The 25,006-nt window shown below is 73.0% G+C and carries 23 protein-coding genes; 8 read left to right on the forward strand and 15 right to left on the reverse strand.

The genetic code is table 11. The annotated features are described in order from the left end of the window. Window positions 1-115: 115 nt before the first annotated feature. Genes OG247_RS22240 through paaA form a run of 5 tightly spaced genes read right to left on the reverse strand, consistent with a single transcriptional unit; the run spans window position 116 to window position 3,886 of the window. A complete protein-coding gene (locus OG247_RS22240) occupies window positions 116-1,297 on the reverse strand; it encodes a 2Fe-2S iron-sulfur cluster-binding protein (RefSeq protein ID WP_327253881.1) in 1,182 nt (393 codons plus the stop codon). Then, window positions 1,298-1,816: a 1,2-phenylacetyl-CoA epoxidase subunit PaaD gene (gene paaD, locus OG247_RS22245; protein ID WP_327253882.1), complete on the reverse strand. Its 519-nt coding sequence runs from the start codon at window positions 1,814-1,816 to the stop codon at window positions 1,298-1,300. After that, the gene (gene paaC, locus OG247_RS22250; protein ID WP_327253883.1) at window positions 1,813-2,559 is read right to left on the reverse strand and encodes a 1,2-phenylacetyl-CoA epoxidase subunit PaaC; all 747 of its coding nucleotides are present in this window, start codon (window positions 2,557-2,559) and stop codon (window positions 1,813-1,815) included. The genes paaD and paaC overlap by 4 nt, the downstream gene beginning before the upstream one ends. Next, a complete protein-coding gene (paaB, locus tag OG247_RS22255) occupies window positions 2,556-2,840 on the reverse strand; it encodes a 1,2-phenylacetyl-CoA epoxidase subunit PaaB (protein WP_254382163.1) in 285 nt (94 codons plus the stop codon). The genes paaC and paaB overlap by 4 nt, the downstream gene beginning before the upstream one ends. Next, on the reverse strand, window positions 2,837-3,886 hold the full coding sequence (paaA, locus tag OG247_RS22260) for a 1,2-phenylacetyl-CoA epoxidase subunit PaaA (RefSeq protein ID WP_327253884.1): 1,050 nt from the start codon (window positions 3,884-3,886) through the stop codon (window positions 2,837-2,839). The genes paaB and paaA overlap by 4 nt, the downstream gene beginning before the upstream one ends. 145 nt (window positions 3,887-4,031) lie before the next feature. On the opposite strand from paaA, the gene OG247_RS22265 reads away from it, so the two are divergent. The 3 genes from OG247_RS22265 (at window position 4,032) to OG247_RS22275 (ending at window position 7,036) form a co-directional block, all read left to right on the forward strand. After that, window positions 4,032-4,730: a DUF5819 family protein gene (locus tag OG247_RS22265; protein ID WP_327253885.1), complete on the forward strand. Its 699-nt coding sequence runs from the start codon at window positions 4,032-4,034 to the stop codon at window positions 4,728-4,730. Then, window positions 4,667-5,968, forward strand: a complete 1,302-nt coding sequence (locus tag OG247_RS22270) for an HTTM domain-containing protein (protein WP_442813368.1) — start codon at window positions 4,667-4,669, stop codon at window positions 5,966-5,968. The genes OG247_RS22265 and OG247_RS22270 overlap by 64 nt, the downstream gene beginning before the upstream one ends. Before the next feature lie 294 nt (window positions 5,969-6,262). Continuing rightward, the gene (locus tag OG247_RS22275) at window positions 6,263-7,036 is read left to right on the forward strand and encodes a TrmH family RNA methyltransferase (protein ID WP_327253887.1); all 774 of its coding nucleotides are present in this window, start codon (window positions 6,263-6,265) and stop codon (window positions 7,034-7,036) included. On the opposite strand, the gene paaN is transcribed toward OG247_RS22275, so the two are convergent. After that, window positions 7,033-8,730, reverse strand: coding sequence for a phenylacetic acid degradation protein PaaN (gene paaN, locus OG247_RS22280; protein ID WP_327253888.1), 1,698 nt, complete (start codon window positions 8,728-8,730; stop codon window positions 7,033-7,035). The two genes, OG247_RS22275 and paaN, sit on opposite strands and share 4 nt — an antisense overlap. A gap of 157 nt (window positions 8,731-8,887) precedes the next feature. On the opposite strand from paaN, the gene OG247_RS22285 reads away from it, so the two are divergent. Together OG247_RS22285 and OG247_RS22290 are read left to right on the forward strand one after the other, a co-directional pair. Next, the gene (locus tag OG247_RS22285; RefSeq protein ID WP_327253889.1) at window positions 8,888-10,426 is read left to right on the forward strand and encodes a 3-hydroxyacyl-CoA dehydrogenase; all 1,539 of its coding nucleotides are present in this window, start codon (window positions 8,888-8,890) and stop codon (window positions 10,424-10,426) included. Further along, window positions 10,423-11,010, forward strand: coding sequence for a TetR/AcrR family transcriptional regulator (locus OG247_RS22290; protein ID WP_327253890.1), 588 nt, complete (start codon window positions 10,423-10,425; stop codon window positions 11,008-11,010). The genes OG247_RS22285 and OG247_RS22290 overlap by 4 nt, the downstream gene beginning before the upstream one ends. On the opposite strand, the gene OG247_RS22295 is transcribed toward OG247_RS22290, so the two are convergent. Together OG247_RS22295 and OG247_RS22300 are read right to left on the reverse strand one after the other, a co-directional pair. Beyond that, window positions 10,973-11,455: a hypothetical protein gene (locus OG247_RS22295; protein ID WP_327253891.1), complete on the reverse strand. Its 483-nt coding sequence runs from the start codon at window positions 11,453-11,455 to the stop codon at window positions 10,973-10,975. The genes OG247_RS22290 and OG247_RS22295 overlap by 38 nt on opposite strands. 90 nt (window positions 11,456-11,545) lie before the next feature. Further along, window positions 11,546-12,133, reverse strand: coding sequence for an Lrp/AsnC family transcriptional regulator (locus OG247_RS22300; RefSeq protein WP_327253892.1), 588 nt, complete (start codon window positions 12,131-12,133; stop codon window positions 11,546-11,548). Between the two features lie 177 nt (window positions 12,134-12,310). Here OG247_RS22300 and pdhA point away from each other — a divergent pair, with 177 nt between their 5' ends. From pdhA to OG247_RS22315, 3 genes are read left to right on the forward strand one after another with little or no spacing between them, the layout of a single operon-like run. Further along, window positions 12,311-13,462 (forward strand): pyruvate dehydrogenase (acetyl-transferring) E1 component subunit alpha, encoded by a 1,152-nt coding sequence (gene pdhA, locus OG247_RS22305; protein WP_327257579.1) that lies wholly within the window; start codon window positions 12,311-12,313, stop codon window positions 13,460-13,462. Next, a complete protein-coding gene (locus OG247_RS22310; protein WP_327253893.1) occupies window positions 13,459-14,472 on the forward strand; it encodes an alpha-ketoacid dehydrogenase subunit beta in 1,014 nt (337 codons plus the stop codon). Before pdhA ends, OG247_RS22310 begins: the two co-directional genes overlap by 4 nt. Then, window positions 14,472-15,809: a dihydrolipoamide acetyltransferase family protein gene (locus OG247_RS22315; protein WP_327253894.1), complete on the forward strand. Its 1,338-nt coding sequence runs from the start codon at window positions 14,472-14,474 to the stop codon at window positions 15,807-15,809. Before OG247_RS22310 ends, OG247_RS22315 begins: the two co-directional genes overlap by 1 nt. Window positions 15,810-16,022: 213 nt before the next feature. On the opposite strand, the gene OG247_RS22320 is transcribed toward OG247_RS22315, so the two are convergent. The 7 genes from OG247_RS22320 to OG247_RS22350 all read right to left on the reverse strand — a co-directional run bounded on the left by OG247_RS22320 (window position 16,023) and on the right by OG247_RS22350 (window position 25,003). Next, on the reverse strand, window positions 16,023-17,000 hold the full coding sequence (locus OG247_RS22320; protein WP_327253895.1) for an NAD(P)H-quinone oxidoreductase: 978 nt from the start codon (window positions 16,998-17,000) through the stop codon (window positions 16,023-16,025). A 38-nt stretch (window positions 17,001-17,038) separates the two neighbouring features. Next, window positions 17,039-18,139, reverse strand: coding sequence for a potassium channel family protein (locus OG247_RS22325; protein ID WP_327253896.1), 1,101 nt, complete (start codon window positions 18,137-18,139; stop codon window positions 17,039-17,041). Further along, window positions 18,127-19,467, reverse strand: a complete 1,341-nt coding sequence (locus tag OG247_RS22330) for a molybdopterin molybdotransferase MoeA (protein ID WP_327253897.1) — start codon at window positions 19,465-19,467, stop codon at window positions 18,127-18,129. The genes OG247_RS22325 and OG247_RS22330 overlap by 13 nt, the downstream gene beginning before the upstream one ends. Then, complete coding sequence (locus OG247_RS22335; RefSeq protein ID WP_327253898.1) at window positions 19,464-20,372, reverse strand: NTP transferase domain-containing protein; 909 nt, start codon at window positions 20,370-20,372, stop codon at window positions 19,464-19,466. The genes OG247_RS22330 and OG247_RS22335 overlap by 4 nt, the downstream gene beginning before the upstream one ends. A gap of 418 nt (window positions 20,373-20,790) precedes the next feature. Beyond that, window positions 20,791-21,330: a bacterial proteasome activator family protein gene (locus OG247_RS22340; RefSeq protein ID WP_266906713.1), complete on the reverse strand. Its 540-nt coding sequence runs from the start codon at window positions 21,328-21,330 to the stop codon at window positions 20,791-20,793. Window positions 21,331-21,425: 95 nt separating this feature from the next. Further along, a complete protein-coding gene (locus OG247_RS22345) occupies window positions 21,426-24,275 on the reverse strand; it encodes an ABC transporter permease (RefSeq protein WP_327253899.1) in 2,850 nt (949 codons plus the stop codon). Further along, window positions 24,272-25,003 carry an ABC transporter ATP-binding protein gene (locus OG247_RS22350; protein ID WP_327253900.1) on the reverse strand — a complete coding sequence of 244 codons (732 nt, stop codon included), beginning with the start codon at window positions 25,001-25,003 and terminating at the stop codon, window positions 24,272-24,274. The genes OG247_RS22345 and OG247_RS22350 overlap by 4 nt, the downstream gene beginning before the upstream one ends. Window positions 25,004-25,006 lie beyond the last annotated feature (3 nt).

The raw sequence follows: 25,006 nt of genomic DNA on the forward strand, positions 1-25,006 counted from the left end.
GCGTCAAGATAGAACACGTTTCTAAAAAAGCACAGCCTGGAAATTTGACAGGGGGACGGCAGCGGGACGGGAGAGGACGGTCGGGGTGACGGCCAGGGCCGCGCCGTCACCCTCCTCAGCGGTCGAAGTCGATCTCCACGTCCTCCGACACCGGGTGCGACTGGCAGGCCAGCACGAACCCGGCCTCCGTCTCCTGCTCCTCCAGCGCGAAGTTGCGGTCCATCCGCACCTCGCCCGAGACGACGAACGCCCGGCAGGTGCCGCACACCCCGCCCTTGCAGGCGTACGGGGCGTCCGCGCGGGCCCGGAGCACCGCGTCGAGCAGGGATTCGCCGTCGCGCACGGGCCAGGTGCCCGAGCGGCCGTCGAGCCGCGCGGTGACCCGGCCGCGCGTGGTGTCGGCCGAAGCGGGGCGCGCGGGCGGGGCGGTGTCCTCGACGTGGAAGACCTCTTCGTGGACCCGGGTGCGGAGCACGCCGAGCGCGCTCAGCGCCTTCTCCGCTCCCGTCACCAGACCGTACGGTCCGCACAGGAACCAGCCCGTCACCTCCGCGACCGGCAGCAGCGCGGGGAGCAGTTCGGTCAGCCGCTCCTCGCCGAGCCGGCCCGAGGGCAGCCCGGCCTCCTGCTCCTCCCGGGACAGCACGGTGACGAGCTGGAACCGGTCGGGATAGCGGTCCTTGAGGTCGGCCACCTCCTCCAGGAACATCGTCGAGGCCGCGCTGCGGTCGCTGCGCACCAGGCAGAACCGGGCGTCGGGGCGGGCGGCGAGGAGGGTGGCGGCGATCGACAGCACCGGGGTGATGCCGCTGCCGCCGACGATCGCGGCGTAGTGCGCGGCGGCCGGAGCCGCCGCGGGCTCCAGGATGAACCGGCCGGCCGGGACCATCACGTCCAGGACGTCCCCGGCGGCGATCTCCTTGTGGGCGAAGGAGGAGAACTCCCCGCCCTCCACCAGCCGCACCCCGACCCGCAGCGCGGCGGGGCCGGGCCCGTCCGCGGCCGGGGCGGGGGAGCAGATCGAGTAGGTCCGCCGCACCTCCGGTGCGGCGGACGTGCCGGCCGCCGCACCGGAACCGCCGCGGCGCAGGGTGAGGTGCTGGCCGGGGGCGTGCCGGTACTCGGCGCGCAGCTCCGGCGGGACGGCCAGGGTCAGGGCCACGGAGTCCTCGGTGAGCCGGTCGACCGCCGTCACCGTCAAGGTGTGGAAGGCGCCGTGGCGCGCGGGGCGCGCCGACGCGGTGGCCGCCGGGCCTGCGGGCGCCACCGGCGTGGGCGACGGCGGTGACACGGCCATCTACAGCTCCTTGAAGTGGTCGAACGGTTCACGGCAGGCGGTGCAGCGGCGCAGCGCCTTGCATGCGGTGGAGGAGAACCGGCTGAGCAGCTCGGTGTCGGTCGATCCGCAGTTCGGGCAGCGGACGGACAGGGTGAGCGGAACCGGTCCGCCGGCGGCGTGCGGCCGCGGCGGGGCGATGCCGAACTCGGCCAGTTTGCGGCGGCCTTCGGCGCTGATGTCGTCGGTGGACCAGGCGGGGGCCAGCACGGTCCGCACCCGGACCTCCGGTATGCCGTGGTCGGTCAGGACCCGCTCGATGTCGGCGGACATGGCCTCGATGGCAGGGCAGCCGGTGTAGGTGGGGGTCAGGGTGACCTCCACGTGGCCGTCCTCGTGCATCCGCACCCCGCGCATCACGCCGAGCTCGGCGAGGGTGAGCACCGGCAGTTCGGGGTCGGGGACGGAGCCGGCCAGCGCGGCCAGCTCCACCTCCAGCCGGGTCCTGTCGGTGCCGGTTCCGGCACCGGTGCCGGTCACCACGATGCCCCCGGGTGGCTGCGGTGCAGGTGCTGCATCTCCGCGAGCAGGCGGCCGAACGACTCGGTGTGCAGTCCCTGCCGGCCGGCTCCCGCGGCCCAGGCGCCGTGCCGCGGCCCCTGGGGCAGCTCCAGCCCGGCCCGCTCCAGTACGCCGCCCAGCGCGGCCAGCCAACGGCTTTCCAGGGCGGCCCAGTCGATCTCTTCGAGCCCGTCCACCGGCCGGAACATCTCCCCGGTGTACTTCCACAGCCCGTCCAGACCGGCCCGCATCCGGCGCCGGCTCTCCTCGGTGCCGTCGCCGAGCCGCAGCGTCCACTGCTCGGCGTGGTCGCGGTGGTAGGCGGTCTCCTTGACCGCCTTGGCGGCGAGCGGCGCGAACGGGCCCTCGCCGAGGGCGAGCTCCCCGTAGAGCTCGTGCTGGTAGAACGAGAAGTAGAGCTGGCGCGCGATGGTGTGGGCGAAGTCGCCGTTCGGCTGCTCGACCAGCTGGAGGTTGCGGAAGGACCGCTCCTCGCGGAGGTAGGCCAGCTCGTCCTCGTCGCCGGCCGTCGACAGCAGGATGCGGGCCTGGCCGAGCAGGTCGAGGGCGATGTTGGCGAGGGCGACCTCCTCCTCCAGGACGGGCGCGTGGCCCGCCCACTCGCCGAGGCGGTGCGAAAGGATCAGCGCGTCGTCGCCGAGGGCCAGGGCCGCCGCCACGGCGGCCGTCCCCGATGCGGTGCTCGTCTCGGTGCTGGTCACAGGTGCTGCACCCCCTCGGGGATCTCGTAGAAGGTGGGGTGCCGGTAGGGCTTGTCGGCGGACGGGGCGAAGAACGGGTCCCGCTCGTCCGGGGAGGAGGCGGTGATCTCCGTGGAGGGCACCACCCAGATGGAGATGCCCTCGCCCCGCCGGGTGTAGAGATCGCGGGCGTTGCGCAGGGCCATCTCCGCGTCGGGGGCGTGCAGGCTGCCCGCGTGCGTGTGCGAGAGGCCGCGCCGCGAGCGGACGAACACCTCCCACAGGGGCCAGTTCCGCGTCATACCCGAGCCTCGCTTCCGATTGCCGCCGCGGCGGCCGTGGCCGCCGCCTGCTTCTCCGCGTACGCCGCGGCCGCGTCGCGCACCCAGGCGCCTTCTTCGTGCGCCGCGCGGCGCTGTCCGATCCGCTCTTCGTTGCACGGGCCGTTGCCCTTGAGCACCTCCCAGAACTCCGCCCAGTCGATGGCTCCGAAGTCGTGGTGCCCGCGCTCCTCGTTCCACTTCAGGTCCGGGTCGGGCAGGGTCAGCCCCAGCGACTCGGCCTGCGGCACGGCGATGTCCACGAAGCGCTGGCGCAGATCGTCATTGGTGTGGCGCTTGATCCGCCAGGCCATCGACTGCGCCGAGTGCCCCGACTCGGCGTCCGGCGGGCCGAACATCATCAGCGAGGGCCACCACCAGCGGTCGACGGCGTCCTGCGCCATCGCGTGCTGGGCCTGGGTGCCCCGGGAGAGGGCGAGGAGCAGCTCGTACCCCTGGCGCTGGTGGAAGGACTCCTCCTTGCAGATCCGGACCATGGCCCGCGCGTACGGCCCGTAGGAGCAGCGGCAGATCGGGACCTGGTTGGTGATCGCCGCGCCGTCCACGAGCCAGCCGATCGCGCCGACGTCGGCCCAGGTCAGCGTGGGGTAGTTGAAGATCGAGGAGTACTTCTGCTTCCCGGCGTGGAGCTTGTCGAGGAGCTCGTCGCGGCTGGTGCCCAGGGTCTCGGCGGCGCTGTACAGGTACAGGCCGTGTCCGGCCTCGTCCTGGACCTTCGCCATCAGGATCGCCTTGCGGCGCAGGGAGGGCGCGCGGGTGATCCAGTTCGCCTCGGGCTGCATGCCGATGATCTCGGAGTGGGCGTGCTGGGCCATCTGGCGGACCAGTGAGGCGCGGTACTCGTCGGGCATCCAGTCGCGCGGTTCCACCCGCTCGTCGGCCGCCACGGCCGCGTCGAAGGCGGCCGCGAGCTGCGCGCCGAGGTCGGCGGTCACGCCGATCCCCGCGTCCTGCCCCGCGTCCCGCCCCTCCGTCCCCGATGTCACTGCCGGGGTCACTGCCACCATCACGGCCCCCTGTCAGAGGTCATTTCCCGCCTCGTCCCGCCCGACCGACCGATCGTTCGGTTCATGCTCTTCAATGGTGGGACGAGGGCCCGTAGGGTGTCAACCTCTGTGGTCAACCCTGTGGACACCGGATGATCGGGGCGGGATGGATTCGAACGAGCGCGAGCCCCTCGAAGGAGCGGCTCCACCCCCGTCCAGGGCGCCCGGAATCGCCGGCCTGTCCAAGCCGTACCGGGTCGTCACGGCCCTCGCGCTCGGCGCGGTGGCGGTGGCAGCATGCTGGCACCTGACCCTCGTCTTCCTGCACGTGGCCCCGTCCAACACGGTCAGCAAGCAGCACGCGGGGGTGATCGACTGGTGGATCTACCCCGAGTTCGAACAGAACTGGAAGCTCTTCGCACCCAACCCGCTCCAGCAGAACATCGCCGTGGAAGTGCGCGCGGAAGTGCGGACGGACGACGGCATGCTGGTGACGGGCAACTGGCGCGGGCTGTCCGCCGAGGACGGCGCGGCCATCCACCACAGCCTGCTGCCGAGCCACACCGAGCAGAACGAGCTCCGCCGGGCCTGGGACTTCTTCACCACCTCCCACGACGAGGACAACAAGTCCACCGGCGAGCGCGGCGCGCTCTCCGAGGAGTACCTGCGCCGGATCGCCCTGGACCGGCTGGACCCGCGCACACCGGCAGATACGTCCGTGGGCAAGGGCGGGCACTTGGCAGAGGGCCGGATCGTACGGATCCAGCTGCGCGGGGCGACGACGGAGGTCTCCGCACCCAAGTGGTCGGACGAGAAGGCCGACACCCAGACGTACTACCGGGAGCTGCCGTGGTGGATGGTCTGAGGAGGTTCAGGGCCTCGGCCGGCCGGGCGCTCGCCCGGGTCAGCGGGCAGGCGCTGGGCCCGTACCAGAGCGCCGTGGTCCGCATCGGCTTCGCGGGCACCTGGCTGTTCTTCCTGCTGCGCGAGTTCCCCCACCGCCACGAGCTGTACGGGCCGGACGGACCGTGGAGCTGGGAGCTGGCGGAGCGGCTGATCGACACGAACCGCGCCTTCACGGTGCTGATGTGGTCGGACTCGGCGCTCTGGTTCGAGATCGTCTACGCCGTGGCCGTGCTGGCGGCCGCCCTGCTGATGCTGGGCTGGCGAACCCGGGCGACCTCCGTGGTGTTCATGGTCGGCGTGCTGTCCCTGCAGAACCGCAGCGTCTTCATGGGCGACGGCGGGGACAACGTCATCCACCTGATGGCGATCTACCTCGTGCTGACCCGCTGCGCGCAGGTCTGGTCGCTGGACGCCCGCCGCGCCCGGCGCCTGGGCGCGGTGTCGGCCGGGCGGGCGGGGCCGGTGCTGTGGGGCGTGCTCGGCGCGGTGTTCGCGTACGGGGCCGTGACCGGGGGGTTCAGCACCAACTGGCTGGTGATCTTCGCGGCCCTGTGGGTGCTCGGCGCGCTGTGGTGGATGGTCGACCGCTACGAGCCGGAGGGTGAGGGGCGAGCCGTCCTCGACGTCCTGGCCAACCTGCTGCACAACGCCGGGATGCTCGTGATCATGGTGGAGGTCTGCCTGATCTACGCGACGGCCGGCTGGTACAAGATCCAGGGCTCGCGGTGGCAGGACGGCACGGCGCTGTACTACCCGCTGAACCTGGACTACTTCACCCCGTGGCCCGGACTCTCGGCCTTCCTCGCGAGCAGCGGCACGCTGGTCATGCTGCTGTCCTACGGGACGGTCGCGGTCCAGGTGGCCTTTCCGTTCACCCTGTTCAACCGGCGGATCAAGAACGTGCTGCTGGCGCTGATGATGCTGGAGCACGCGGGGATCGCGGTGCTGCTGGGACTGCCGTTCTTCTCGATGGCGATGATCGCCGCCGATGCGGTGTTTCTGCCGACCGGGTTTTTGGTCTGGGTCGGCGCGCGGGTCGCTGCGCGGCGGGTTCGTGGGGGGCGGGCCGTTCCGGGGCCGGAGCCGGCCCAGGACCCGGCCCAGGCCCAGGACCCGGCCCAGGCCCCGGACCCGGCCCAGGCCCCGGAGCCGTACGCGGATCCGGAGTCGGCGCTTCCCAGCCCGGCCCCGCGCTGAGGGCCGGCCCTGCGGGGCGGAGTCCCCTACCCGCCCTTCGCCCGTTCCCCGGGCTCTGCCCGGACCCGGTCCTCAAACGCCGGACGGGCTGAAGCGTCCTGGGGCTCCGCCCCAGACCCCGCTCCTCAAACGCCGGAGGGGCTGGAAGGGCGCCGGGCGGGCTGGAGGATTGCCGGAGGGGCTGGAAGGGCGCCGGGCGGGCTGGAAGATTGCCGGAGGGGCTGGAAGAGCGGCGGACGGGCTGGAAGATCGCTGGTGGGGGCGGGGCTGGTCGGGGGGTCGTAGGGTCGCCGTATGAGTGAGCAGCGCGGGGAAACCGATGGCATCGAGGACACCGAACGGCAGTGGCGGGAGATTGCCGGGCGGGAGGAGCTCGTGCTGCTCGACGGGTTCCACGCGCTGAAGCACGCCCTGCGGTTCGGGGCGGAGGTCCGGCTGGCCGTCGCCGAGGACCCGGACGCCGTACGGGGCCTCGCGCGCGAGCTGGCTCCGGACGTGGAGGCGCAGGTGGCCCGGCTGGTGCGGCGCGCTCCGCTCAAGGGGCTGCTGGCGCGGGTGCACCCCACCGGAGTGGCGGCCCTCGCGGTCCGGCCCGGCCGGGCCGAGGGACGGGCCCGGCTCGACGCACGGCCCAGGACGGCCCCGATCGTGGTGCTCGACAACCCCCGCAACCTGGGCAACGTCGGAGCCGTCGTCCGGCTCGCCGCCGGCTTCGGCGCCACCGGCGTGATCACCCGGGGGGATCTGGACCCCTGGCACCCCCATGTGGTCCGGGCCGGCGCGGGGCTGCACTACGCCACCACCGTGGACCGGGTGGAGCTCGGCACGCTGCCGTCCGGCCCGCTGTACGCCCTCGACCCGGAGGGCGAGGACATCCGCGCCCTCACCCTCCCGGACGAGGCCCTGCTCGCCTTCGGCTCCGAACGCCACGGCATCTCGCCCGAGCTGCGCGCCCGCGCCGATCACCTGGTGTCCCTGCCGATGCGGCCGCAGGTCTCCAGCTACAACCTGGCCACAAGCGTGGCCATGGCCCTCTTCCACTGGGGCGGGCCCAGGGAGAACGCCTAGCCCTGGCGGCGGACCTCCACCACGCGGAAGCGGTTCGACACGAACGCCCCGTCGCACAGTGCGGCGTTCGCAGCGGGGTTGCCGCCGGAGCCGTGGAAGTCGGAGAAGGCCGCGGTCTGGTTCACATAGACCCCGCCCGTCAGGTTCAGCGAGAGCTGCGCCGACTCCTCGAGGCAGACCTCCTCGATGGCCCGCTCGGTGTCCGCGGACGTGGTGTACGCCCCGACCGTCATGGCGCCCTTCTCGCGGATGGTGCGCCGCAGCAGTTCGAGGGCGCTCTGCGTGGAGTCGACCGCGACCGCGAAGGAGACCGGGCCGAAGCACTCGGAGAGGTAGGGGGCGGACTCGTCGGCCCCATCCCAATATTTCGGCGCGGAGTCCAGCTTCACCATCACCGGCGTGCGCACCACGGCGTCCGGGAACTCCGGGTTCGTGACCTCGCGCGAGGCCAGCGCGACCTCGCCGAGCCCGGCCGCGGCCTCCAGGCGGGCCTTCACGTCCGGGTTGACCAGCGCGCCGAGCAGGGCGTTGGCCCGCGCGTCGTCGCCGAGCAGGCCGCCGACCGCGCCCGCGAGGTCGGAGACGACCTCGTCGTAGGACTTGTGCCCGGCGTCGGTCTCGATGCCGTCGCGCGGGATCAGCAGGTTCTGCGGGGTGGTGCACATCTGGCCGCTGTAGAGGGAGAGGGAGAAGGCCAGGTTGGAGAGCATGCCCTTGTAGTTGTCGGTGGAGTCCAGGACGACGGTGTTGACGCCGGCCTTCTCCGTGTAGACCTGCGCCTGGCGGGCGTTGGTCTCCAACCAGTCGCCGAACTCGGTGGACCCGGTGTAGTCGATGACCTTGATCTCGGGGCGGACGGCGAGCTCCTTGGCGATGCCCTCGCCCGGACGCTCCACGGCCAGCGCGACCAGGTTCGGGTCGAAGCCGGCGTCCGCCAGAACCTCGCGGGCCACCTGGACGGTCAGCGCCAGCGGGAGCACGGCGCGCGGGTGCGGCTTGACCAGCACCGGGTTACCCGTGGCCAGAGAGGCGAAGATGCCCGGGTAGCCGTTCCAGGTGGGGAAGGTGTTGCAGCCGATCATCAGGGAGATGCCGCGCGGCACGGCCGTGAAGGTCTTGCCGAGCTCCAGCGGGTCCTTCTTGCCCTGCGGCTTCGACCAGTCGGCCTGCCCGGGGACGCGGGTCTGCTCCTCGTAGGCGTAGGCGATGGCCTCCAGGCCGCGGTCCTGTGCGTGCGGGCCGCCCGCCTGGAACGCCATCATGAAGGCCTGGCCGCTGGTGTGCATGACCGCGTGCGCGAACTCGTGCGTCCGCGCCGAGATCCGGGCCAGGATCTCGATGCAGACCAGGGCGCGCGCTTCGGGCCCGGCATCGCGCCAGGCACCCATGCCGGCCCGCATGGCGGGCAGCAGCACCTCCGGGTCCACGTGCGGGTACTCGACGCCGAGCTCCACGCCGTAGGGGGAGGTCTCCGCGCCCGTCCAGCCGTCGGTGCCGGGCTGTCCGAGGTCGAGCCGGGTGCCGCGCAGCGCCTCGAAGGCGGCGAGGCCGTCGGCCGGCGCGGTCTCCCCGTACGCCTTGGGGTGCTCGGGGTGCGGGGACCAGTAGGCGCGGCTGCGGATCGTGGCCAGCGCCTGGTCCAGGGTGGGCCGGTGCTTGGCGGACAGCTGGGGGACGGTGAGCTCGGCGGCCATCAGGGACCAACTCCTCTTTGAGCCGGGCGGGATCAGGCGATCGGGGCAGGCAAGAAGGGATGAACAAGAGCAGACTGGAGTTAGAGTAACCGAACGATCGGTCGGGACAAGAGGGCCCGGCAGGCCTGTGGACAAGTCGGTGCGGGAGGATCTGGGCATGACAGCAATCGAGCGGTCCCGCACAGTGGCGGTCGTCGGCGCCGGCACCATGGGGCAGGGCATCGCCCAAGTCGCCCTCCTCGCAGGTCACCCCGTGCTGATCTACGACATCAACGCCACGCTCGCCGCCGACGCGGTCGGCTTCGTCCAGGACCGCGTCGAGCGGATGGCCGCCAAGGGCCGGCTGGACCGCGCCGAGGCCGAGCACGCGATCGGCCGGATCGCATCGGCGGCCGGGCTCGCGGAGCTGGCCGGCGCGGCCCTCGTGGTGGAGGCGGTCGTCGAGGACGCCGCCGTCAAGCGGGCCCTGTTCGCGGCGCTCGAAGAGGTGGTTTCACCGGAGGCCCTGCTGGCCACGAACACCTCCTCCCTCTCGGTCACCGAGCTCGCCGCCGGACTCGCGCACCCCGGCCGCTTCCTGGGCCTGCACTTCTTCAACCCGGCCCCGCTGCTCCCGCTGGTCGAGGTGGTCTCCGGGTTCGCGACGGACCCCGCCGCCGCGAGCCGCGCGTACTCCACCGTCCTGGGCTGGGGGAAGACGCCGGTGCGCTGCGCCGACACCCCGGGCTTCATCGTCAACCGGATCGCCCGGCCCTTCTACGCCGAGGCCTTCGCGGTGTACGAGGAGCAGGGCGCCGACCCGGCGACCATCGACGCCGTGCTCCGCGAGAGCGGCGGCTTCAAGATGGGCCCCTTCGCGCTGACCGACCTGATCGGCCAGGACGTCAACGAGGCCGTCACCCGCTCGGTGTGGGAGTCCTTCTTCCGCAGCCCCAAGTTCACCCCCTCGCTCGCGCAGCGCCGGCTGGTCCAGTCGGGCCGCCTCGGCCGCAAGTCGGGTCACGGCTGGTACCCCTATGGCCCGGACGCGAAGGCCCCGGCCCCGCACACCGCAGGCCCCGAGGACGCGCCCGCCAAGGTGACCGTCGTCGGTGACCTCGGACCGGCGGCCGGCCTCCTCGACCTCCTGGAGGAGGCCGGGATCGCGGTCACGGCCGTCGAGCACGGGGGCCCGTACATCCAGCTCCCCGGCGAGGGGCAGCTCGTGCTCGCCGACGGCAAGACGGCGATCGAGTTCGCCGACGTCGTCTACTTCGACCTCGCCTTCGACTACCGCGGTGCCACCCGGATCGCGCTCTCCGTCAGTGAGGACACCAGCGAGCGGACGCTCGCCGAGGCCGTCGGGCTGTTCCAGAAGCTCGGCAAGAAGGTCTCCGTGATCGGCGACGTCCCGGGCATGATCGTCGCCCGGACCGTCGCGATGCTGATCGACCTCACCGCCGACGCCGTCGCGCGCGGGGTGGCGGGCGCCGAGGACATCGACACGGCGATGCGGCTCGGGGTCAACTACCCGGCGGGCCCCGCCGAATGGCACGACCGGCTGGGCCGCGACTGGGCGTACGACCTGCTGCACCACCTCGACGAGCGCTGCCCCGGCGGCCGGTACGCGCCCTCGCTGGCGCTGTACAAGCTGGGCTACGCGGCCGGGTCCGAGGACGAAGAGGGCGCCGACGACGAGGCGGGGGAGACGGCATGACCACGGCCAAGCGGGACACGTACACGCCCGAAACGCTCCTGTCCGTCGCCGTCCAGGTCTTCAACGAGCGCGGCTACGACGGCACCTCGATGGAGCACCTCTCCAAGGCCGCCGGCATCTCGAAGTCCTCGATCTACCACCACGTCGCGGGCAAGGAGGAGCTGCTCCGCCGCGCCGTCAGCCGGGCCCTGGACGAGCTCTTCACGGTCCTGGCGGAGCCGGGGGCGATACGGGGGCGCGCGGTCGAGCGCGTCGAGTACGTCACGCGCCGCACGGTCGAGGTCCTCGTCGCGGAGCTCCCCTACGTGACCCTGCTGCTGCGGGTCCGGGGCAACACCCGCACCGAGCGCTGGGCCCTGGAGCGCCGCCGCGAGTTCGACCACCAGGTCGCGGAGCTGCTGAAGGCCGCCGCCGCCGAGGGCGATCTGCGCGCCGACGTGGACATCCGGCTCGCCACCCGGCTGCTCTTCGGCATGGTCAACTCCCTGGTCGAGTGGTATCGCCCGCACCCGGGCACCACCCCCGACCAGCTCGCGGACGCCGTGGTCAGCATGGCCCTGGACGGCCTGCGCACGGTCCGCTGACCCCTCGGTCCGCGGTGTGCCCGGGACGGCTCCGCAGCCGCCACAGCAGGACGGTGCCGGCCGCGACGGCCAAGGTCAGCGCGCCGTACCCGTAGAGGAGCGTCAGGTCCGGCCGGTACGCCAGGCCCGCGCGGATGCCGAGGAAGACGGGCCCCGCGGCGATGACGGCGTCCCACTCCAGGTGGTGGGCCACCCGGCGCACGATCAGGAACGCCCAGAAGCCGAGCACGGCCCACGCGGTCAGGTACGGCCACGGCGAGCCCGGCAGGGGTTCCAGGGGCATGCCCGCCCCGGCGCCCGCCCAGCGGTGGGCCGCGTACCCCGCGGCCACGACGGCGACCGTCATGGCCGAGGACCAGCACAGGGAGCGCAGCGGCTCGGGCAGGCGCTGCGGGGGTGTGGGCAAGGGTGCGGGACCGGTGTCGGGGGCGGTGCTGGTGTTCATGTCCGGGCAGACGGGCCCCCGGGGCCTCCGGTTGTCATACGCGAGGAGGAGGGCCCCTGCCGGCACTAGACGGCCCCTCGGCGGCGGACTTCAGTCCTCGGTGATCGTGGGGCCGGCGCTCTGGTCGCGGGCCAGCAGATCCGTTTCCTCGAAGACCAGCAGGGTGCGCGTGGAGAGGACCTCCGGGATGGACTGGAGGCGGGTCAGGACCAGCTCGCGCAGGGTGCGGTTGTCCGGGGTGTGGACCAGGAGCAGGACGTCGAAATCGCCGCTCACCAGGGCGATGTGGGCGGCGCCGGGGAGCTCGCGGAGCTGTTCGCGGACCGTGCGCCAGGAGTTCTGGACGATCTTCAGGGTGATATAGGCGGAGGCGCCCTGACCTGCTCGTTCGTGGTTGACGCGGGCGGTGAACCCCCGGATCACCCCGTCGTCGATGAGCCGGTTGATCCGGGCGTAGGCATTGGCCCGGGACACGTGGACCTGCTCGGCGACGGAACGTATCGAGGCGCGGCCGTCCGCCTGGAGCAGCCGCACGATCGACCGGTCGATCGGGTCGAGGGGGCGGGGTGGCGCCGACGGCGGCCCGGGGGCTACCGGCGGTACGGGCGCGCCCCCGAGTGCGCCCCCCGCTCCGGAACCGGCCCCGGAACCCGCTCCGGCCATTTGTTCATCCGTCATCGCCCGATGCCTGCCTCTCCTGGACGTCCTGCACCCATACCAGGGCGTCGACGCCACTTTGTCCACAGCCTGGCGCCGCCTGTAGCCAAATTGCCCGGGCAACCGAACAATCGGTAGGTGAGGGGCCTCACACCCGAGGCCTTCCTGCCCGCTTCCCACGAGGAGGTGTACGCCGCCATGACGGTCCAAGAGCTGCCCGGTGCCGGTGCGTCCCACCGCTCCACCCCGCCGCCCGCCTGGAGGCCCCGTACGGATGCCGCCCCGCTGCTCCCGGACCCCGAGCCGTACCGGGTGCTGGGCACCCCGGCCGCCGACCGGCTCGACCCCGAGCTGATGCGCCGGTGCTACGCCGAGCTGGTGCGCGGCCGCCGCTACAACGCCCAGGCCACCGCCCTCACCCGGCAGGGCCGTCTGGCCGTATATCCCTCCACCGTCGGCCAGGAGGCGTGCGAGATCGCCGCCGCGATGGTCCTGGAGGAGCAGGACTGGCTCTTCCCGAGCTACCGCGACACCCTGGCGGCCGTGGCGCGCGGACTGGATCCCGTGCAGGCCCTGACGCTGCTGCGCGGCGACTGGCACACCGGGTACGACCCGCGCGAGCACCGGATAGCCCCCCTCTCGACGCCCCTCGCCACCCAGCTGCCGCACGCGGTCGGTCTGGCGCACGCCGCCCGGCTGCGCGGTGACGACGTGGTCGCCCTCGCCATGGTCGGCGACGGCGGCACCAGCGAGGGCGATTTCCACGAGGCCATGAACTTCGCCGCCGTCTGGCAGGCGCCGGTCGTCTTCCTCGTGCAGAACAACGGCTTCGCGATCTCCGTCCCGCTCGCCAAGCAGACCGCCGCCCCGACCCTCGCCCACAAGGCCGTGGGGTACGGGATGCCCGGCCGCCTCGTCGACGGCAACGACATCGCCGCCATGCACGAGGTGCTGTCCGAGGCGGTCCGGCGGGCCCGGTCCGGCGGCGGACCGACCATGATCGAGGCCGTCACGTACCGCATCGAGGCCCACACCAACGCCGACGACGCCACCCGCTACCGGGGCGACGCCGAGGTCGAGGCCTGGAAGGCGCACGACCCGATCGAGCTGCTGGAGCGCGAGCTCACCGCGCGCGGGCTGCTGGACGAGGCGGGCATCAAGGCCGCCAAGGACGCGGCCGAGACGATGGCGGCGGAGCTCCGCGACGCGATGAACGCGGAGCCCGTGCTCGACCCGATGGACCTCTTCGAAAACGTCTACGCGGAGCAGACCGGCCGGCTGCGCGAACAGGCGGCCATGCTCCGTGCCGAGCTGGACGCGGCAGAGCAGGAAGAGGGGGACGGATCATGACCACGGTGGCGGTGAAGACGGCGACCACGAAGCCGGCGACCATGGCGCAGGCCCTGAACCGGGCGATGCGCGACGCGATGGCCGAGGACCCGGCCGTCCACGTCATGGGCGAGGACGTCGGGGCGCTCGGCGGGGTCTTCCGCATCACGGACGGCCTCGCGAAGGAGTTCGGCGAGGACCGCTGTACGGACACCCCGCTCGCCGAGGCCGGAATCCTCGGCGCGGCCGTCGGCATGGCCATGTACGGGCTGCGGCCGGTCGTGGAGATGCAGTTCGACGCGTTCGCGTACCCGGCCTTCGAGCAGCTGATCTCGCACGTGGCCAAGATGCGCAACCGCACGCGGGGCGCGATGCCGCTCCCGATCACGATCCGGGTGCCCTACGGCGGCGGGATCGGCGGCGTGGAGCACCACTGCGACTCCTCCGAGGCGTACTACGTGGCCACCCCCGGCCTCACCGTCGTGACCCCGGCGACGGTCGAGGACGCGTACGGACTGCTGCGCGCCTCGATAGCCAGCGACGACCCGGTGATCTTCCTGGAGCCGAAGCGGCTGTACTGGTCCAAGTCCGACTGGTCGCCCGAAGCGCCCGCGGCGGTCCCCGGGATCGGCAAGGCACTGGTCCGCCGGACCGGCACCAGCGCGACGCTGATCACCTACGGGCCCTCCCTGCCGGTGTGTATGGAGGCGGCCGAGGCGGCCCGCCAGGAGGGCTGGGACCTGGAGGTCGTGGACCTGCGCTCGCTGGTCCCCTTCGACGAGGAGACCGTCGTGGCCTCCGTACGCCGGACCGGGCGCGCGGTGGTGGTCCACGAGTCCGGCGGCTTCGGCGGACCGGGCGCGGAGATCGCCGCCCGCGTCACGGAGCGGTGCTTCCACCACCTGGAGGCGCCCGTGCTGCGCGTCACCGGCTTCGACATCCCGTATCCGCCGCCGATGCTGGAGAAGCACCACCTGCCCGGCGTGGACCGGATCCTGGACACCGTGGCCCGTCTGCAGTGGGAGAACTGATGCCGCAGGTCATGGAGTTCAAGCTGCCGGACCTGGGAGAAGGGCTCACCGAGGCGGAGATCGTCCGCTGGCTGGTGGCGGTCGGCGACGTCGTCGCCATCGACCAGCCCGTCGTCGAGGTCGAGACGGCCAAGGCGATGGTGGAGGTGCCCTGCCCGTACGGGGGCGTGGTCACCGCGCGCTTCGGCGAGGAGGGGACCGAACTGCCCGTCGGCGCCCCGCTGATCACGGTGGCGGTGGGGGCGGAGAGCGTGCCGGCCGATTCCGTCGCCTCCGAGGGGGCCGCGGACTCCGCGAACGCGCCCAGGCCCCTGATCGGGTACGGCTCGGACCACTCGCGCCCGGCGCGTCGGCGACGGGTGCGACCCGTCACCGCCGCGGTGTCGGCGCCGGTGGCTCCGGCCGTACCGGTGGTTCCCGCGGCGCCGGCGGCTCCGGCCGTACCGGTGGTTCCGGGCGGGTCCGTGCCGGTGATCTCGCCGCTCGTGCGCAAGCTGGCACGGGACGGCGGGGTCGACCTGCGCGGGTTGTCGGGATCGGGGCCGGACGGGCTGATCATGCGGGCGGACGTCGAGGCGGCGTTGGCGGCCCTGCGTGCGCCGCAGGCGCCCGCCGTTCCGGTGGCGGCTCCGGTCGCTCCGGCCGCGCGGGGTGACCGTGTGCCGCTCAAGGGCGTGCGGGGCGCGGTCGCGGACAAGCTGTCGCGCAGCCGGCGCGAGATCCCGGACGCCACCTGCTGGGTCGACGCGGACGCCACCGAGCTGATGGCGGCCCGGGCGGCGATGAACGCCGCGGGCGGCCCCAAGATCTCGGTGCTCGCACTGCTCGCCCGGATCTGCACCGCGGCACTGGCCCGCCACCCGGAGCTCAACTCCACGGTGGACCTGGAGGCGAAGGAGATCGTCCGGCTCCCGGCCGTGCACCTGGGCTTCGCCGCGCAGACCGAGCGGGGGCTGATGGTCCCGGTGGTCCGGGACGCGCAGGCGCGCAGCGCGGAGTCGCTGTCGGCCGAGTTCGCCCGGCTCACGGAGCTGGCCCGGGCGGGGAAGCTGGCCCCGGCCGATCTCACCGGCGGCACCTTCACCCTGAACAACTACGGGGTGTTCGGGGTCGACGGCTCCACGCCGATCATCAACCACCCCGAGGCGGCGATGCTCGGTGTGGGGCGGATCATTGCGAAGCCGTGGGTGCACCAGGGGGAGTTGGCGGTGCGGCAGGTCGTGCAGCTGTCGCTGACGTTTGATCACCGGGTGTGCGATGGGGGGACCGCGGGTGGGTTCCTGCGGTACGTCGCCGACTGCGTCGAGTCGCCCTCGGTGCTGCTGCGCAGCCTGTAGCTCCGCGCAGTGACCCTTGCCGCTGCGCGGGGCGAAGTCCCCTACCCGCCCTTCCACCGTTCCCAGGGCCGGCCCTGACCCGGTCCTCAAACGCCGGACGGGCTGGGGAGGGGTGCCCGGGCTGAGCCCCGGACCCTTCGGGGCTCAGCCCCGGACCCCGGTCCTCAAACGCCGGACGGCTGAGAAGGCCCGGAGCCCGGGGCGCCGGTCAGCTCACGTGGTCAGCAGGAGTTTGCCGACGTGGGTGCTGGATTCCAGGACGCGGTGGGCCTCGGCTGCGTCACGCATGGGGTACGTCGCGTGGACCACCGGGTGGATCCGGCCCGCCGCGACGAGGGGCCACACGTGTTCCCGTACGGCCGCGACGATCGCCGCCTTCTCCTCCAGGGGGCGCGCCCGGAGCGTGGTGGCGGTGATCGCCGCCCGCTTCGCCAGCAGGGCGGCCAGGTTGAGCTCCGCCTTGACGCCGCCCTGGAGTCCGATGATCGCGAGGCGGCCGTTCACGGCGAGGGCGTCCACGTTCCGGGTCAGGTACTTCGCGCCCATGATGTCCAGGATCACGTCCGCCCCGGCGCCGTCCGTGGCCGCCCGGAGCACCTCCACGAAGTCCTGCTCGCGGTAGTCGATCAGGATGTCGGCGCCCAGCTCGGCGCAGCGCGCCAGCTTCTCCTTGCCGCCCGCGGTGACCGCGACCCGTGCGCCCACGGCCTTCGCGAGCTGGATCGCCATCGTTCCGATGCCGCTCGATCCGCCGTGCACCAGCAGGGTCTCGCCCGGGCGCAGACCGGCCACCATGAACACGTTCGACCAGACCGTGGAGACGACCTCCGGCAGGGCCGCCGCCGTCACCAGGTCCACGCCCGCCGGTACCGGCAGCAGTTGGCCCGCGGGGACGGCCACCCGCTGCGCGTACCCGCCGCCGGCGAGCAGCGCGCACACCTCGTCGCCGACCGACCAGCCGGACACCCCGGGACCGACCTCGGAGATCCGCCCGGAGCACTCCAGGCCGGGATGGGGCGAGGCGCCGGGCGGAGGGTTGTAGAAACCCTGCCGCTGCAGGACGTCGGCGCGGTTCACGGCGCTCGCCGCCACCTCGACGATGACCTCGCCGTCGCCGGCCACCGGGTCGGGTGCTTCGGCCCACACCAGGGACTCGGGGCCGCCGGGCTGTTCGATGGTGATCGCATACATGGCCCGGAGGCTACCGGTCGGGCCCGCCGGACGGAGGGCTACTCGGCCGAGCCCAGTACCACCGGCGGTGAACTCGGCGGGACCGCGCGGACGATGGTGATGACACGGTCCGTCAGCTGGAGGGGGCTCGCGTGCGGATCGTCGTACGGGAGCAGGCGGTGGCCGCGCAGGACGCTGACGACCAGGTCGTTGGTGTCCCGGACCGATTTGCCGACCTCCGAGCGGTTCACCGGACGCTCGATCAGGTCGAGCCCGCTGCCCTGCTGGATGAGGTCTTCCATCACCGTGCCCGCGCTCGGGCTGAGCACCGAGAGGCCGAGCAGCCGGCCCGCCGCGCTCGCGCTGGTGATGACCGCGTCGGCGCCCGACTGGCGCAGCAGCGGCGCGTTCTCCTCTTCCCGGACGGCCGCCACGATCTTCGCGCCGCGGTTGAGCTGGCGGGCCGTCAGGGTGACCAGGACCGCCGTGTCGTCGCGCTGGGTGGCGATGACGATCTGACGGGCCTTCTGGATCTCGGCGCGCAGCAGGACGTCGGAGCGCGTGGCATCGCCGACGACCCCGGTGAACCCCTCCGCGTTGGCGATGTCGATCACCTTGGCGCTGGGGTCGACGATGACGACCTGCTCCTTGCTGAGGCCGGTGGCCAGAAGGGTCTGCAGGGCGGAGCGGCCCTTCGTGCCGAAGCCGACGACGACCGTGTGCTCGCGCAAGTTCTTCCTCCAGCGGCTGAGCCGCCACTCTTCCCTGGTCCGTTCGGTGAGGACTTCCAGGGTGGTGCCGACCAGGATGATCAGGAACAGCACGCGCAGCGGGGTGATCAGCAGGATGTTGACCAGCCGCGCGCTGTCGCTGTACGGGACGATGTCGCCGTAGCCGGTCGTCGACAGGGTGACGGTCGCGTAGTAGACGCAGTCGAGGAAGTCGACCTTCTCGTTGGCGTTGTCGTGGTAGCCGCCGCGGTCGATCCACACGATCAGGACCGTCAGGAACATCACGAACAGCGCCATCAACAGGCGCCGGGACACCTGCCGGAGCGGCTTTTCGACGATGCGCTTGGGCAGTTTGATGCGGCGCGAGACGAGTTTCTCGTCGGCGCCGCGTGCCATCGCGTCGGATCCGTGAAGTTTCACGTGAAACATCCCCCCGAGGCCCACGGGAGATCGAGGATCTCCAACTCCTGTCCGGATCGCGCCCCGTTCGGGGGCACGACGGCCAGCGCGTCCGCGGCGGCCACGCCGCGCAGCATCGCCGGGCCGTTGTAGCGCAGCGGTACGGCGTGGTCCTCGGTCAGCAGGACCGGTACGAGCCGGGTGTCGTGCGGGTGACCCGGTACGTCGCCCTCCACGGGCACCACGTACCGGGGGCGCGGACGCCGTCCGGCGAGGGCCCGCAGCAGCGGTTCGGCGAGGGTGAGCAGCCCGGAGACGGCGGCCAGCGGGTTGCCGGGCAGGCCCACCAGGTGACGGCTGTCGGGGCCGTCGCCGAGGCGGGCCAGCAGCATCGGGTGCCCGGGGCGTACGGCGACCCCGTCGACGAGCAGTTCGGCGCCGGCCCTGGCGAGCACGGGGTGGACGTGGTCGACGGGGCCGGAGGCGGTGCCGCCGGTGGTGATGACCACGTCGGCGGTGGAGTCGGTGACGGCCGCCAGCAGCGCCGCTGCGCCCGCCGGGTCGTCGCCGAGCCGCCGGACGGTGACGACTTCGGCGCCGAGCCGGGTCAGCCAGGGGCCCAGCATCGGGCTCAGCGCGTCGCGGATCAGGCCGTCGTGCGGGGGACCTTCGGTGAGCAGCTCGTCGCCGAGGACCAGGATCTCCACGCGCGGCCGGGGGCGGGTGGTCAGCTCGTCGTACCCGGCGGCCGCGGCGAGACCGAGGACGGCCGGGGTCACCAGAGAGCCCGCCGGCAGCAGGAGGTCGCCGGAGCGGCACTCCTGGCCGCGCGGGCGGATGTCCTGGCCGGTGGCGACGGGCCGCTCGGCGTACAGCAGGGTGCCGGACTCGCGGGAGTGCTCGCTGCGGATCACGGCGGTGGTGTCCGCGGGGATCCGGGCACCGGTGGCGATCCGTACGGCCTCGCCGTCCGCGAGGGGCGCGGGGCGCTCGCTCCCGGCCAGCGCGCTCTCGCCGGGGCGGACGGTCCAGGGGCCGGGCCCGGCGACGGCCCAGCCGTCCATCGCGGAGGTGTCGAAGGACGGCAGGTCGCCCAGGGCGTCGAGCGGCTCGGCCAGCACCTCGCCCAGGGCGGCCGCCAGGGGGACCCGGTGGGTGCGGCCGCGGACGGCCGCACCGGCGCGGGTCGCGGTCTCCCGGGCCCGGAGCCAGGTCGCGGCGCGGTGGCCGCCGGAGGCGCCGCCGCCGGTGCCGGTGCCGTTGGCGGAGTTGGCGGCGTCGGGGCGGGGGGCGCGGCTGACCAGCGCGAGGGCCTGGTCGAGGGCGCGGTCGGCGTCGGTGCCGGGGTCGGTGGTCATCCGGAGCCGGTCGCTTCGGGACCGGTGGCCTCGCGACCGGCGGCTTCCGCGGCTTCGCCTTCCGCGGCCCAGCGCAGGGCCAGTTCGGCGGCCTTGCGGGAGGCCTCGGCCACGGCCTGCTCGGGGTCGGCGCCGGTGGCTTCGGCGTGGGCCGCCGCGTAGCCGACGAGGAAGGTCGTCAGCGGGGCGGCGGGCCGGGCGACGCCGTGCGCGGCGTCACGGGCGAGGTCGAGCAGGGTCTTGGTGTCGACGGCGACGTCGATGCCCAGCTCGTTCTTGACGGCGGTGATCCATTGCTCCAGCACGGTTCCATGCTCTCTGATTCGGGCGCGGGCGGCGGCGAGATCGTCCCAGGTGTCGCAGTCGAAGGAGGCGAGCGGCGCGGTCGCGGTGACCGGGGCGAGGTCGAGCTCGGCGGTGAGGGCGCGCAGGGGGAGGCCGTTCACCGAGCCGTGTTCGGTGGCCAGCAGGGCGATTTCCCTGCGCAGGGGCTCGGCGCGGTACGCGGCGACCAGGGGCTGGTCGCGGCCGCCCGGGTCCCGGAGCAGGGCTCCGTCCCGGGCGCGCTGCTCGGGCGCGTCGAGGGCTCCGAGCAGGGAGTGGACCGTGTCCCGGTCCAGGAACGGCAGATCGGCGGAGAGTACGAGGACCAGCGGGGCGGTGGTGTGCCGCAGCCCGGCGTCCAGCGCGGCGAGGGGGCCGCCGCCCGGGGGGTCCTCCCGGGCCCAGTGCACGGGCCGGGACGTCTGCCTGCGGTCGGCTACGACGACGGTGGTGCGGGCGTCCGCGCAGGCGTCCAGGACGCGGTCGAGGAGGGGGCGGCCGCCGACGAGCAGGCCGGGTTTGTCGGCTCCGCCGAGTCGGCTTGCGGCGCCGCCGGCCAGGACGATGGCGTCGTAGGTCATTCCCCGAGTATGCGGGGGGTTGGGGCCGGATGGGCTGCGGCGTTTACCGGGTCCCTACCCGGTGGCCCGGTGGCCCGGTGGCCCGGTGGCCCGGTGGGCCGATGTGCCGCTGCGCGGGGCGGAGTGCCCGCTGCGACCGTTGCCGCTGCGCGGGGTGGAGTCCCCTACCCGCCCTTCCACCGTTCCCAGGGCTCTGCCCTGACCCGGTCCTCAAGCGCCGGACGGGCGGGAAGGGTGCCGGGCTGCGCCCGGACCCCCTGGGGCTCCGCCCCAGACCCCGGTCCTCAAACGCCGTACGGCTGAAAGCGGGGTACCCCGGACCCCTGGGGCCGCGCCCCGGGCCCCCGGCCTCGGCGGCGGGTGGATATGGGTCCGGGGCCGCCGTGGGCGGCCCCGGAGGGGTGGGGCGGGGTGGGGGTTAGAGGTAGGGGCCCGAGCGGATGGCGCCGTGGGGGCCGTCCTCGTCGTCCTCGTGGGAGGAGCCCGGCGGGAGGGCGCGGCGCATCTGTTCCAGCTGGGCCCGCGCCGCCATCTGCTGCGCGAACAGGGCCGTCTGGATGCCGTGGAACAGGCCTTCCAGCCAGCCCACCAACTGCGCCTGGGCGATCCGCAGTTCCGCTTCGGAGGGGATCGCCTCTTCTGTGAAGGGGAGGGAGAGCCGCTCCAGTTCCTCCACCAGCTCGGGAGCCAGGCCGTCTTCCAGCTCCTTCACCGACGCTGCGTGAATGTCCTTGAGACGGACCCGGCTGGCCTCGTCCAGAGGTGCGGCGCGTACCTCTTCCAGGAGTTGCTTGATCATGCTGCCGATCCGCATGACCTTGGCGGGCTGTTCGACCATCTCCGTCACCGGGACCTCGCGCGACTCGTCATCGGCGCCGCCGACCGGCATCCCGTCCTGCCCCACGATCAGGCCGGGCGGGGGGCTGTCCTGCGACCGTTCACTCCTCGGCATCTCCATGCCGTCATTCTCTCGCACACCTTCGTATTCACACGGTGTGCCCCCGCACGGGCGTGATCCACCCTGTGCGGGGGCACCAACCGGCACCGGATTCGTCAGACCTCGCGGCGGGCCAGCGCTCCGCTCGACCGGGTGACCAGGGCCGCCAGCAGGGCCGCGCCCACCGGGACCACGATCAGCAGCCCGCCCAGCGTGGTCCAGGGCACCGCGATCGGGATGTACGGGATGGCCTCGGTGGCCGCCTCGTAGCCGTTCTCGATGCCGTTGCGGACCAGGTCGGCCGCGGCCCGCCGTTCGGTGAGCCGGAGCCCGACCGCGGGCAGGATCCCGGCCGCCGAGCCGAGGACCACACCCATCAGGGCGACCACCCCGCACTGGAAGCCGCTGAGCGTGCGCCGCACCCGCGGCGGTGCGCCGACCGCCGCCAGGGTCTTCAGGTCGCCTTCGGCGTCCGCCTGGGCCAGGCCGGTGGCGATGCCGGCCGCGCCGATGGTGACGAGGCCCGCGAAGACGGTCAGGACGAGCATGACCAGGCTGTCGTCGCCCTCGTAGCCCTTCTCGATCCGGACGCTCGTGTCCACGCCGAGCTTGTCCAGGGCCCCCTCGAGGCGCTGGCGCTGCTCGGAGCTCGCGCCCCCGTCGAGGGTGAAGTACGAGCCGAAGGGGACGGTGGCGATGCCGGCGCTCTTCGCGGCCGCGGGCGGCAGCACCAGCTCCACGCCGTAGCCCTTCACCGATTCGGGCACCTGGTACGCGGCGAAGACCTTGTCCTTGCCGGGCGGCGGCTCATCGGGCGCGGCGCCGGGGGCGGACTCGCCCCGGCCCTTGAACAGCCGCACGGTGACCTTGTCGTCGCGCACGTTCTGCTTCTTGAAGGAGACGGCCTTGCCCGCCTTCAGCGCGGCCGCGGCGCCCGGGTCCTCGACGCCGAGGACGGTCATCAGCTTCGCGTCGGCGACGACCAGGGAGTACTGGACGCCGAAGCGGTCGTACTGGCACCGCCAGTCGGCCCGCAGCTTCTTCCGTTCGGCCAGGGAGAACGATTCCGGTCCGTTCACGGCCGAGTAGAGGGGGCAGCGCTGCTCCTTCGGGATGATGACCTCGGCCATCCCGCACTCCGCGTCGTCCCCGTACGGGGAGCAGCCCGGCTTGCCGACGACGAGCCGGTCCACGTCGGCCCGTACGGCCAGCGGGAGTTCCTTCGACAGGGTCTCGCGCACCGCGGGCACGTCCCGGTACGCGGTGAACTCGTTGCTCTCGATCAGGCCGGCGCCGTACGGGAGCTGGGCGACGTACTCGTGCCGCGCCTGGATCTCCCTGCTGTGCTGGTAGGTGGCCACGGCGACGGTGCCGGCGACGGCGGCCAGGACGGCGGCCACGGCCGGCGCGGTACGCCCCCGGTTGCGGACGGCGTCGCGCAGCGCCAGGCGGGGCGACAGCGGCAGCCACCGGCCGGCGCGGCCGAACAGGCCGACCAGGGTGGGGGTGAGGGCGACGACGCCGAGCTCGGCGATGGCGCTGCCGCCCGCGACGACGGTGGAGCCCATCTCGGAGACCGAGCCGAACAGGGCGATGGCGGCCCCGCCCGCGATGGCGATCAGGCCGAGCACGGGCAGCACCCGGTTGGCCCGGCGCACGCCGCGGCGGCCGGTGAGGGAGGCCAGCACGGTCTGCCGGGAAGCGTTGACGGCCGGGACGATGGCGGCCAGCAGGCCTGTCAGGATGGCGAGCAGGCCGATGGCGAGGAGTTCCAGCGGGCGGACGTCGAAGCTGCCGAACCGCTTGCCGATCGTGTCCTCCAGCACCGGGCGGAGCCCGACGGTGAGGGCGATGCCGATGACGGTGCCGATGACGGCCGCCGCGGCGCCGATGACGAGTCCGCCGGAGAGCACGATGGCCCGGATGTGCCGCCGGTCACCGCCGTTGGCGCCGACCAGGCCGAGCTGGCGGCGCGAGCGCCGGGCGCCGACCGCGAAGGCGGGTCCGGCCAGCAGGCAGATCTCCAGCATGGCGAGGCCGACGATGGTGGAGACGATGGCCAGTTCGGTGGCTCCGAGGCTGACGCCGGGCTGCCACATGTCCTTGGGCTGCTGGGTGTAGAGCGGCACCTCGGAGTCGGCCGGCGGGTCGAGCAGCACGACGCGCGATTCGACGACGAGGTGCAGCTTGGCGTTGGCCTCCTTGACCATGTTCCACGTGAAACCTTCGCCGCCGACCTTCACCAGGTACTCGTCCTGGGGGTCCAGCCCCGTGCCGCCGGCGGCCCTGCGGTCCCGGTCGAGCGGGGCCAGCAGGGTCCCCGGCAGGGCCAGGAGCTGTGAGTTGTGCAGGTTGTCGGGCATCTCGTAGACGCCGACGATCTTGTACGAGGTGGTCGACTCGCGCGGGGTCACGCTGGAGCCGAGGAAGTACCCGGACTCCTCCAGGAAGGCACCGGTGGCGAGGACCTCTCCGGGAGCCTGCGGCAGCCGGCCCCGCTCCAGCGTCCACAGGCCCTTGATCAGCGGGCTCGTCGGGTCCACCTCGCGGAGCTCGGCGTCCAGGATCCCGTAGCGGCTGCGGACCTTGGCGTAGGCCTTGCTGTCCTTGACGGCCTGCGCTCCGGCCGGGAATTCGGGCGCGGCGGCGGGCTTGTCCCGGCCGTCCGCGCTCTTTTCGTACTTCTCGTAGCCGCCGACCGGGGCGTAGCTCTGCGCGTCGGGGCTCTGGTAGAGCGGCGCGTCCATGTGGGGCGAGGTCAGCTTGGCGTCGGCGGCGCCGAGCACCCGGTCGAGGCGCTGCTCGGTGGAGAGCTCCGAGCTGCGGATGGTGAGGTCGACGGCGCTCACGCCGACGATCGGCAGGGCGATCATGGCCAGGACGAGGGCACTGCGGCCCTTGGAGCGCCAGGCGTCGCGGCGGGCTATCCGGATCGCCGCGATCCAGGAGTGGTACGAGGAGATCACTGAGCGGCCGCCTGCCCGGAGAGCAGGGAGTCGGCCTGGCTGCGCAGGGTCTCGTCGACGACGCTGCCGTCGCGCAGGAACACCACGCGGTCGGCCCACGCCGCGAAGCGCGGCTCGTGGGTGACCAGGATCCCGGCCGCACCGGCGTCGCAGCGCGAGCGCAGCAGGGCGAGTACGGATTCACCGGTCTCGGAGTCCAGGGCGCCGGTCGGCTCGTCGGCGAGGACCAGGCGGCGGTCGCCGACCAGTGCGCGGGCGATGGCCACGCGCTGCTGCTGGCCGCCGGACATCTCGTCGGGGAAGCGGTCGGCGAGCTGCCCGAGGTTCATCTCCTCCAGGGCCGAGAGCGCCGAGACGCGGGCCTTGCGGGCGGAGACTCCGTCGAGTTCGAGCGGCAGGGCGACGTTCTCGGCGGCGGTGAGGGCCGGGATCAGGTTGTAGTCCTGGAAGACGTACCCGATGCTGCGGCGGCGCAGGGCGGCCAGCTGCTTGCGGCTCGCGGTGGTGATGTCCGTGCCTTCGACGATCACCTTGCCGCTGCTCGGGGTGTCGAGTCCGCCGGCGAGGGTCAGCAGCGTGGACTTGCCGGACCCGGAGGGGCCCATGACGGCGACGAGTTCGCCGGGGTACACGGAGAGGTTGATCCCGCGCAGGGCGTGCACCTCGGTGGCGCCGCTGCCGTGGATGCGGACGAGCTGGTCCAGCTGCAATACGGGCTGGTCGGGCATGAA

Origin of the sequence: Streptomyces sp. NBC_01244, assembly GCF_035987325.1 — a bacterium.
GTDB lineage: Bacteria > Actinomycetota > Actinomycetes > Streptomycetales > Streptomycetaceae > Streptomyces.